We start from the raw sequence: 8,906 nt of genomic DNA on the forward strand, positions 1-8,906 counted from the left end.
TTACAGGTGCTAAAAAACTTATTTTTTAAATGTTGTGCACGCGGCGCGTGTACTGGCTACTATAAGGCCACACCGTAAATGAGACGGCAGCCACACAAGCTGTAACCGTGTGATGTGTCTCGCATAACAAGGAGTGTTATGTATGACTGCAAGCGTTGATCAAATTCAACAAGAAAAGCCAAAGTACGCGCTGTACCCAGAGGTTCTGCCGATGTCGGAGAACCCGTACGAGGACTTCCGCTACTTCTACCGCGAGGGCATGCCCCTGCGTCCAGCACCGAAGCGTCGCACCAGCACCCCGGGCTGGAGCGTGCTTCGCCACAACCTCTTTGACAAGTGGCACACGGTCGCCGATACCTGGGACGGCTACGACAGCTTCCAGACCAAGCTGCTGGATGACCACATGTGGCAGACCGACGAGACCGGCGCGAAGCTTGCGGAGGCCTTCAAGCGCGACGGTGCAAAGAAGTCTCGCGAAGATTTTGAGACGGCACTCAACCGCGGCATCGACGCGGTGGAGCACCCCTCGGAAGAGCTGGTTGCTTTCTTCGAAGAAGTCGACAACATCCCGGAGTGGATTGATCTGGAAGCCGCAGAGCGTGGCCGTGTCGCGTACTACAACGTGACGCCTTCCTCTGAGCTGCTCTCCATCGCCTTCGCCTACTGGGCTACCACGATGGAGGACCGTACCTCCGCAGCTACGGGCGAGACCGGCATGTTCGAGTACGAGGCGTTCACCCGCACCCTGGAGACCGTGAAGTTCTTCGCTGACCTGGGTCGCAAGGGCGTGTTTGACCGCTACAGCGATGGCCTGAAGCAGGCTGTGCGTGTGCGCCTCCTGCACGCTCAGGCCAACCGCGGACTGGAGAAGCTGTGGGGCCCGAAGCACTACAACGAGTTCGGGCGCCCGATCGGATCGTCCTTCCTCGTCTCTGGCGAGGGTTGGTTCGCGCTTATGCCGATCGCGGTGGACGAGTTCTTTGGCCGCCCGCACTCCGGCGGAGAGTGGGACGACGTGGCCATGTACTGGGCGTGGGTACTCCACCTGATGGGTGCGGAGGAGCGCCTCATTCCCAAGACTGGTGATGAGATGCGCAAGATGACGGACTTCATCTATGCCAACGGTGGTTACTCATCGGACTACCACGTACGCATCGCCACAGCGCTGATGTCAATTCTGGAGAAGCTGGACAAGAACATGCCAGGCCAGGTGCTCGGCGCTTTGGCCAACGTCATCGGTGATGAAGACACCGAGTTCATGGTCAAGGGCTCCCGCTTTGAAGGCACGCCATACAAACACTGGAAGGTTGCCTTCGGCGCCAAGGCAAGGGCGGAGGCAGCGATCTTCTCGGCGCTGGACAAGTTGCCGGGAGCGCAGCGTCGCAAGGTTGCCAAGGCTGCTGAAAACAACCCGCCGTGGCAGGACGTGCTCAACCAGATCGAAGCGTATGTGAAGGACCACGATCCGGACGTGAAGCCGGAATTCAAGCTGCATGACGATTCGAAGGAAGCGCGCCGTTAGGCGTCGATAAGCAAAAGTCCCTCTGAAACGGAGAATGAAATGACCCAAACCTTTGTAGAAAACCCCTTGGCGGCCGGCCATTATGACCGCAAGGATTGGCCGACCCAGCGCGGCAACCGCGAGGAGTTCGTCGCACGCTTTGGTGAGGAGCGCGCACGGCGCTTTGAGCAGGCCTACTGGGCGATGGACCCGATCGCAGACGCACTGTTCACCAGTGGCGCCAAGGTCAAGGACATCATGCCGCAGCTGCGTGAAACACTCGCCCGCGGCGAGGCCGATGAGAACACCCTGCCTGAGGTAGCGGCCCTGATCGATGACATGAACAAGGCGCTTGAGGGCGTTGACTGGGAGCGCCTGGAGCGCGGCCAGCGTGCGGCGCTGTCGATCCCGGTGTTGGCGCAGAACCTCTCGCTCGGACCGGGTGCGCTGATCCACACCTACGCCACCCCGTCCATTGCGGACATCCTGGTCAACACCGGTGAGCTGACCGAAGGTGCGGTGCACCGTCTGGCCTACACCACCAACTGGATCTACTCGGTGTACCTGAAGGATGGCCTGAAGCCCGGCAACGTCAGCTACATCCACACCGGCATGGTGCGCGCTATGCACGCACACGTGCGTCGCGTGCAGACCAAGCTGGGCCTGGACTACTCCGAGTGGGGCGCGCCGATCAGTGAATTCGACATGTTCCGCACCTGGTTTGACTTCACCTACATCGCCTTCACCTACTGCCGCAACCTGGGCTACCGCATGTCGCTGGAGGAGGAGCAGGACCTGTTCTACCTCTGGAAGATTGTCGGCCTGATGCTGGGTATTCCGGGCGACATTCTGGAGCCGGAGACGGATATCGACGCCTCGCAGGAAACCATCGACGCAATCCACTTCGTGGACGGCGAGCCGAACGAGGCCTCTCGCGCCCTGGTAGAGGCACTCTTCTACGGCTTCCGCACCAACGTCAAGGCGCTGTTGCCGTTTTCCGATGAAACCATCGATGACTGGATGTACGCCGCCACCCGCATCATGCATGGCGACGAGGTTGCGGACATCTACAACGTGCCGCACGCAGCGTCGCGTCCCTTCACCGAGCTGGCGATCCCGCAGGTGCAGGAACGCTACGACCTTCTGCGCGCCAACCCAGAGGCGCTGGAGAAGGAAGTGGCACAAAACCACCAGATTCTGCTTGATGCCCTGACTCAAGAAACGTCCTACATGGGCCAAGACGAAGGCATCAAGATGAACGACGGTGAGTACCGCGCAGGCGCCTAGCTGAAGCGCGGACACCAAAAAACGACCCCATTTTTGAAAGGAAAAGCATCCTCCATGTCCAACCAGTACCGTGTGCAGAACCCCTGGACCAACGAAATCGTTGAAACCTTCGACTTTTTGACCGATGAGCAGGTTGAGCAGACCCTGGCAAAATCCGCCGAGGCATTCAAGACCTGGCGCAACACTTCCTTTGAGGAGCGCGCAGCAATTGTGAGCAAGGCAGCCCAGCTGTTGAAGGAGCGTGCAGGGGAGCTCGCACAGATCGCCGCTGAGGAAATGGGTAAGCCCATTCCGGAAGGCGAGTGGGAGATGAACTTCTCCGGCGACATCATGCAGTTCTATGCCGACAACGCACCGGAGCACTCCGCACCGAAGGAGGTTGAGGTTCCGGGTGGCAAGGCCGTTGTCCGTCGCCTGCCGCTGGGTACCATCCTGGGCATCATGCCGTGGAACTACCCGATCTACCAGATCGCACGTTTCGCCGGACCGAACCTGATGAACGGCAACTGCATCCTGCTCAAACACGCAGAGATCACCCCGAAGTCGGGTGCGGCGTTTGAGCAGATCATGCTGGACGCTGGCCTCCCGGAGGGCGTATTCATCAACATTTACGCCACCCACGACCAGATTGAGACCATCATCGGTGACCCGCGCGTCCAGGGCGTGTCCCTGACCGGCTCCGAGCGTGCAGGTGCGAAGGTTGCTGAGATCGCTGGCCGCAATCTGAAGAAGGTAGTGCTCGAGCTCGGCGGCACCGACCCGTACATCATTCTGGACTCCGCAGACATCAAGGCATCCGCTCAGGAGGCTTGGGACAAGCGCATCCACAACGCTGGCCAGGCCTGTACCTCCAACAAGCGCATCATCGTCATGGATGAGATTTACGACGAGTTCGTGGACGCCATGGTGGAGATCGCGGAGGGCTACACCAAGGGTGACCCGCGCACCCCGGGTGCGAACGAGTACTTCCCAATGTCCTCGCGTCGCGCAGCCGAGATCCTCAAGGATCAGGTTGACCGCTCCGTGGCTGCAGGTGCAACCTTGCGCACCGGTGGTGAGATCGACGACACCACCGCGTACTTCACCCCGGCCGTTCTGACCGACCTTCCGGTTGGCTCCGAGCCGTACTACGAGGAGTTCTTCGGCCCAGTGGCTGAGATCTACAAGGTCTCCTCCGTTGAGGACGCTGTGGAGCTGGCTAACAACTCCTACCAGGGCCTCGGCGGTGCCGTGTTCTCCCAGGATGTGGAGAAGGCTACCGAGGTTGCAGACCAGATTGATACCGGCATGATCCACGTCAACTTGGGCCAGTACTTCTCCGCAGTGCTGCCGTTCGGTGGCGTAAAGCGCTCCGGCTTTGGCCGCGAGCTCTCCGTGTTCGCACTCGATGAGTTTGTGAACAAGCAGTACCGCTACATCAACGACTAGTTGCTAGCTCACTCAAACGCGCTCACCCTTATCGATGGGGGTGGGCGCGCGCTGCTGTTCCAGCAGGAAGCCCGAAACCTAGCCGAGTCACAATAGTCACACCCGTAACAGGTAGAGTAGGCGGCGTGATCCGCTTTGACCATGTGACCAAGTCGTACCCAACATCGACACGGCCCGCCCTGGATAACGTCTCGCTTGAGATTCCAGACGGGGACTTTGCCTTCCTTATCGGCCCGTCCGGTTCAGGTAAGTCGACGTTTTTGCAGTTGATGATCCGTGAGGAAAACGTCACCTCGGGCGACATTTACTTCAATGACTTTCACGTCAACGCGCTGAAAGGCAAGGACGTGAATAAGCTGCGCCAGGCCATTGGCTACGTCTTCCAGGATTTCCGACTGTTGCCACGGCTGAATGTCTACGACAACGTTGCTTTTGCGCTTGAGGTCATTGGTATGAAAAAGACCAGGATTGCCAAGTTGGTGCCGGAGGCGTTGGAGTTGGTGGGGTTGGCGTCGAAAAGCACAAGGATGCCCCATGAGCTCTCGGGCGGCGAGCAGCAGCGAGTGGCGATTGCGCGCGCGTTTGTGAACAAGCCGAAGCTGATGCTGGCGGATGAGCCGACGGGCAACCTGGATCCTGATACGGCAGATGAGATTATGGCGCTTTTGGCGCGCATCAACAGGCTGGGCACGACCGTGGTCATGTCCACGCACAACGCGCGTGCGGTCAACGACATGCGCAAACGTGTCATTGAGTTGGAGTTGGGCAAGCTTGTGCGTGACGACGCCAACGGTGTCTACGGGAGGGCATAAATGAACTGGGGCTTTATCTTCCGCGAGGGCATTAAGGGCCTTGGCCGCAACATCACCATGACGATCGCGCTGGTGATTACTACCGCCCTGTCGCTGGCGTTGGTGGGCACGGGCATTTTGATGTCGCGCGCGACTGCTGAGACGAAGAACCTCTACCTTGACCGCGTTGAGGTCATGGTGGAGCTGGACGAAGAGATTTCGGCCAATGACCAGGACTGTTCCTCCGAGGCATGCCTTGAGGTGCGTGACAAACTGCAGAGCGACGATCGGGTGGAGCAGGTGACGTTCCGCTCCCGCGAGCAGTCATACGAGCGTTTCGTGGAACTGTTCCAAGACACTGAGCCGGACCTCGTTCGTGAAACCAGTCCGGAGGCGCTTCCTGCGGTCCTGCACGTGCGCTTGAAGGACCCGGGCGACCAAGGGCCGATCAGTGATATCGCAACAATGCCACAGGTCAGCGTGGTCACCGATCAGGCGGATACCGTGCGCCAGGCGGCGAAAACGATGGACACCTTCCGCAATGTCACCTGGATGGTGGCGGCGGTACAGGGGTTGGCTGCGCTGTTTCTGATTGTGAACATGGTGCAGTTGGCGGCGTTCCACCGTCGTGAACAGATTGGGATCATGCGCATGGTGGGTGCTTCCAGGTGGTTCACCCAAGCCCCATTCGTGCTTGAGGCGGTGCTTTCTGTGCTCATGGGCTCGATCTTGGCCACGTTGCTCGTATGGGTTGGCAAACGTTCCGTCATTGACACCATGCTGGGGGAGCTCTACGCCTCGCAGCTGATTGCGCACGTGCCGGATTCTGCGGTGTTTGTGGTGTTGCCGCTGGTAGGGCTTGGTGCAATGCTGATCGGCGGGCTGGCCGCGCAGGTGGCGCTTCGTTCCTACGTGCGTAAGTAGTAGACTTTGGACACTTATGGCCAAGAAAAAGAAGTCCAAGCTGAGCAATTCCGGGGTGCTTGCCACTAACCGGAAGGCTCGCCATGACTACAACATCTTGGATTCCTGGGAGTGCGGCATTGTGCTGCAGGGCACCGAGATTAAGGCGTTGCGCGAGGGCAAAGTCTCCCTCGTGGAGGCCTTCGCAACCATTGACAACGGCGAGGTCTGGCTGCGCAACATGCACATTCCGGAGTACTCGCGCGGCCACTGGACGAATCATCCGCCGCGACGCACCCGCAAGCTGCTCATGCACCGCAGAGAGATTGATTCGCTGGAGGGCAAGCTTCGCGACGGCAACCGTACCCTCGTCCCACTCTCCCTCTACTTGAAGGACGGCCGCGCCAAGGTGGAGCTTGGTCTTGCGCAGGGTAAGCAGGATTATGACAAGCGCCGTGACATTAAGCGTCGTACTGAGGACCGCGAAATCACGCGCGAGCTGGGGCGCAAGCTGAAGGGGATTAAGGCCTAAACAATGAAGAAGACCGCACTGATTACGGGCGCAACCCGCGGCATTGGTCACGCGATTGCGCAAGAGTTGGGCAAGGACCACCATATTTATGCAGGTGCTTCGGCCGATGCCTCCGAGGTGGTTGCCGAGCTGCCGAGCGCAGAGCCGTTCGTTGCGGACCTGACGGATACCGATGCGATTCTGCGTGCCGCTTCCCGGATCGAGCAGCTCGATGTGCTCGTCCTTTCCGCCGGTGTGATGGAGCATGGCCCGCTGGAGCAGCTCGATGACGCCGCGTGGCGCAGGATGATGGAGGTCAACCTGTTCGCGCCCGTCACCCTGACTCGCGCATTGCTTCCTGCTTTACGACGCCAACGTGGCCTCATCATCACCCTCAACTCCGGCGCCGGCTTCCACGGAATTGCAGATAACTCCGGCTACTGCGCCTCCAAGTTCGCACTCCGAGGCTTTACTGAGTCACTGCAACTTGAAGAAGCCGGCAAGATCCGTGTGACCTCTTTGCACCCAGGACGCACGGACACCGACATGCTCGCTGGTGATGACGCTTTGCCGAAGATGCCCGCCACCGAAGTGGCCAAAGCTGCGCGCCTTGCGGTTGACGCCGGGCCCGATGCAGTGGTGGAGTTCTTGCGCGTGAGGCCGTCGGCAAGCTAGAGTGCTTCATTACCTACGTTTTCTCGTAGTGGACATGGGGTCGATTCTGGTTTCGACTTCATCTACTTAGCCAGGGGAAGCGTGCCGGTGCAGGCAGGAGACCACCGTGAGCGTCGCTGTAACTAATAAACGCAGAGAAGAACTCTCAGCGTGACTACGCCCTCGCTGCCTAATAAATAGAGCTAGCGACCTGCGTGTCCGTCAGGCCGGGGAAGTCCCCGACCCGGTACCTGGCGTCGACTTAGGGGACTTGCCTTCCGGCCCTGTCAGTGGGGCCTTGGAAGGGACACCTTTCACTGACTGGGCCCGTCATCCGGACATGTTCGTCTGATCCGGAGGGCCGAGTAGAGATTCTGTGCGAACTGCGCACGGAGAAGCCCTGGCGCGGTGGTGAAGGACCCGGGTTCAATTCCCGGCGGCTCCACTGGTGGGGTAAAACCCGCTGGTCAAAGCAATGCCAGCGGGTTTTACGTTTCTTCCTACGTACATTGCAGGTCCCGTTTTTAAAATATCGGGGCATGAATTGCACTTTTAATCCACGGGTAGTTACCGCACAGCTAACCGCAATCTGTGCTGCGGGTCTCCTTGCGGGATGTAGCGGCACACCCGAAACTGTGACGGAAACGGTGACGGAAACTGTTGCTGAGACGTCTGCAGTGACGGGTTCTGAGGCTGTATCCGAGGTTCGTGAGTCGACACCGTCTGCTTCGGAGTCTGCTCCCGGAGCTGCTGTGCCCGAGCGCGGCGTGCCTGGAGCTCCGCTTGCGTATCCAGGCGCGGGTGGTCCAATTCCTCCGAATGCTCGCCCGATAGCAACGGTCAAGAGCTATGAAGGCATGGATGTTGAGTACGCGGTATTTACTACGCCCTCCGGAAACATCGGCTGCATGATGAACCTTGAAGACCCACCAATGTTCGATTGCGGTGTCGAGTCCTACATGGAAACTGAGCAATACGGCATCGGTGAACTGGGAATGCCTCGCTGGATGGTTGAGGTACTGCACGGTTACGTCCGTGAGCAGAACGAGCCCCCACTGTATTCGGATCTTGTATGGCCCGAAGGCTCGCCTTCTACCGAGGTGGTGCAATACGGCGAGGTGGTCTACCACGGACCGTTTGTCTGTGCGGTGGAGCAAACCGGCGTGACTTGCTGGGATTCCGAAAGCGGTAAGGGAGCCTGGATGGAGCGCGAAAACACGGTCTTTTTCTGACACGTATTTCCCTTTTTTGCTGGTCAGGGGTGTGTAGGGGGTGGGGTTTATACTGATTGCAGCCGCTAGCATGGCTGTCAAACGTATAGGCGGATAATAGTACAATAAATCATGTTTATCCTCTTGCGTTTGGAACAGGTGGTCGGCTATAATTAGGGGTATAAAACAAAAGGGAAGACGGGAACATAACACTTGGGGGTACATCGTGGGTAAGCCATACTTTCGCACCCAGCGACCAGACGATCCATTGAGCACCTGTAGTCAGGGTATCCGCGATATGTACTGGAATGCGTTTTGCCGCTTCGCTACCGATGGGGCACATATTGATGACTTCGAAGTGGAAGTAGTGGCCATTAGGGAAGCGACCGGCTGGGCTAAATCTCTTGTTGAAGGCGCGATTTTTGCCCATGCGCGCCTGCAGCATTTGCCGAAGTTGCATGCTTTGCAGGCTGAAACGCGTGTGATGAATCTGCAGCATTTGCGGGCGATTGATAGTACGCTTGCTGAACTTGGCCCTGAGATTACTGATGAAGCCTATGGTCAGTTCGATGCAATGTTGACGGCGACGTTTACTCCGACACGTGCTGGTCAGAACACTC

Annotated in this window: 8 protein-coding genes, 1 other RNA gene and 1 pseudogene; all 10 read left to right on the forward strand. The window is 58.7% G+C overall.

The features are described from left to right. The first annotated feature begins 142 nt into the window (after positions 1 to 142). A complete protein-coding gene (locus tag HMPREF3101_RS04835) occupies positions 143 to 1,522 on the forward strand; it encodes an oxygenase MpaB family protein (protein WP_246816652.1) in 1,380 nt (459 codons plus the stop codon). Between the two features lie 39 nt (positions 1,523 to 1,561). Beyond that, positions 1,562 to 2,788, forward strand: coding sequence for an oxygenase MpaB family protein (locus HMPREF3101_RS04840; protein ID WP_070463264.1), 1,227 nt, complete (start codon positions 1,562 to 1,564; stop codon positions 2,786 to 2,788). Between the two features lie 54 nt (positions 2,789 to 2,842). Then, a complete protein-coding gene (locus HMPREF3101_RS04845) occupies positions 2,843 to 4,216 on the forward strand; it encodes an NAD-dependent succinate-semialdehyde dehydrogenase (RefSeq protein ID WP_070463266.1) in 1,374 nt (457 codons plus the stop codon). Between the two features lie 125 nt (positions 4,217 to 4,341). Next, positions 4,342 to 5,028 (forward strand): cell division ATP-binding protein FtsE, encoded by a 687-nt coding sequence (gene ftsE / locus HMPREF3101_RS04850; protein WP_070463267.1) that lies wholly within the window; start codon positions 4,342 to 4,344, stop codon positions 5,026 to 5,028. Beyond that, positions 5,029 to 5,931 (forward strand): permease-like cell division protein FtsX, encoded by a 903-nt coding sequence (ftsX, locus tag HMPREF3101_RS04855; protein WP_070463269.1) that lies wholly within the window; start codon positions 5,029 to 5,031, stop codon positions 5,929 to 5,931. Between the two features lie 16 nt (positions 5,932 to 5,947). Continuing rightward, positions 5,948 to 6,442, forward strand: a complete 495-nt coding sequence (gene smpB, locus HMPREF3101_RS04860) for an SsrA-binding protein SmpB (RefSeq protein WP_070463271.1) — start codon at positions 5,948 to 5,950, stop codon at positions 6,440 to 6,442. Positions 6,443 to 6,445: 3 nt separating this feature from the next. Beyond that, positions 6,446 to 7,096 (forward strand): SDR family oxidoreductase, encoded by a 651-nt coding sequence (locus HMPREF3101_RS04865; RefSeq protein ID WP_070463273.1) that lies wholly within the window; start codon positions 6,446 to 6,448, stop codon positions 7,094 to 7,096. Between the two features lie 36 nt (positions 7,097 to 7,132). After that, positions 7,133 to 7,523, forward strand: a transfer-messenger RNA (tmRNA) gene (gene ssrA / locus HMPREF3101_RS04870). Positions 7,524 to 7,614: 91 nt separating this feature from the next. After that, positions 7,615 to 8,307 carry a hypothetical protein gene (locus tag HMPREF3101_RS04875; protein WP_141737361.1) on the forward strand — a complete coding sequence of 231 codons (693 nt, stop codon included), beginning with the start codon at positions 7,615 to 7,617 and terminating at the stop codon, positions 8,305 to 8,307. A 205-nt stretch (positions 8,308 to 8,512) separates the two neighbouring features. Further along, positions 8,513 to 8,906 (forward strand): annotated as a pseudogene (locus HMPREF3101_RS04880) (HNH endonuclease); the annotation flags it as partial.

This window comes from Corynebacterium sp. HMSC29G08 (genome assembly GCF_001806875.1).
Taxonomy (GTDB): domain Bacteria; phylum Actinomycetota; class Actinomycetes; order Mycobacteriales; family Mycobacteriaceae; genus Corynebacterium.

What these genes read in the sequence shown, in the direction of transcription:
- HMPREF3101_RS04835 (WP_246816652.1), top strand. Translation starts at nt 143, where the DNA reads ATGACTGCAAGCGTTGATCAAATTCAACAAGAAAAGCCAAAGTACGCG.
- HMPREF3101_RS04840 (WP_070463264.1), top strand. Translation starts at nt 1,562, where the DNA reads ATGACCCAAACCTTTGTAGAAAACCCCTTGGCGGCCGGCCATTATGAC.
- HMPREF3101_RS04845 (WP_070463266.1), top strand. Translation starts at nt 2,843, where the DNA reads ATGTCCAACCAGTACCGTGTGCAGAACCCCTGGACCAACGAAATCGTT.
- ftsX (WP_070463269.1), top strand. Translation starts at nt 5,029, where the DNA reads ATGAACTGGGGCTTTATCTTCCGCGAGGGCATTAAGGGCCTTGGCCGC.
- smpB (WP_070463271.1), top strand. Translation starts at nt 5,948, where the DNA reads ATGGCCAAGAAAAAGAAGTCCAAGCTGAGCAATTCCGGGGTGCTTGCC.
- HMPREF3101_RS04865 (WP_070463273.1), top strand. Translation starts at nt 6,446, where the DNA reads ATGAAGAAGACCGCACTGATTACGGGCGCAACCCGCGGCATTGGTCAC.
- HMPREF3101_RS04875 (WP_141737361.1), top strand. Translation starts at nt 7,615, where the DNA reads ATGAATTGCACTTTTAATCCACGGGTAGTTACCGCACAGCTAACCGCA.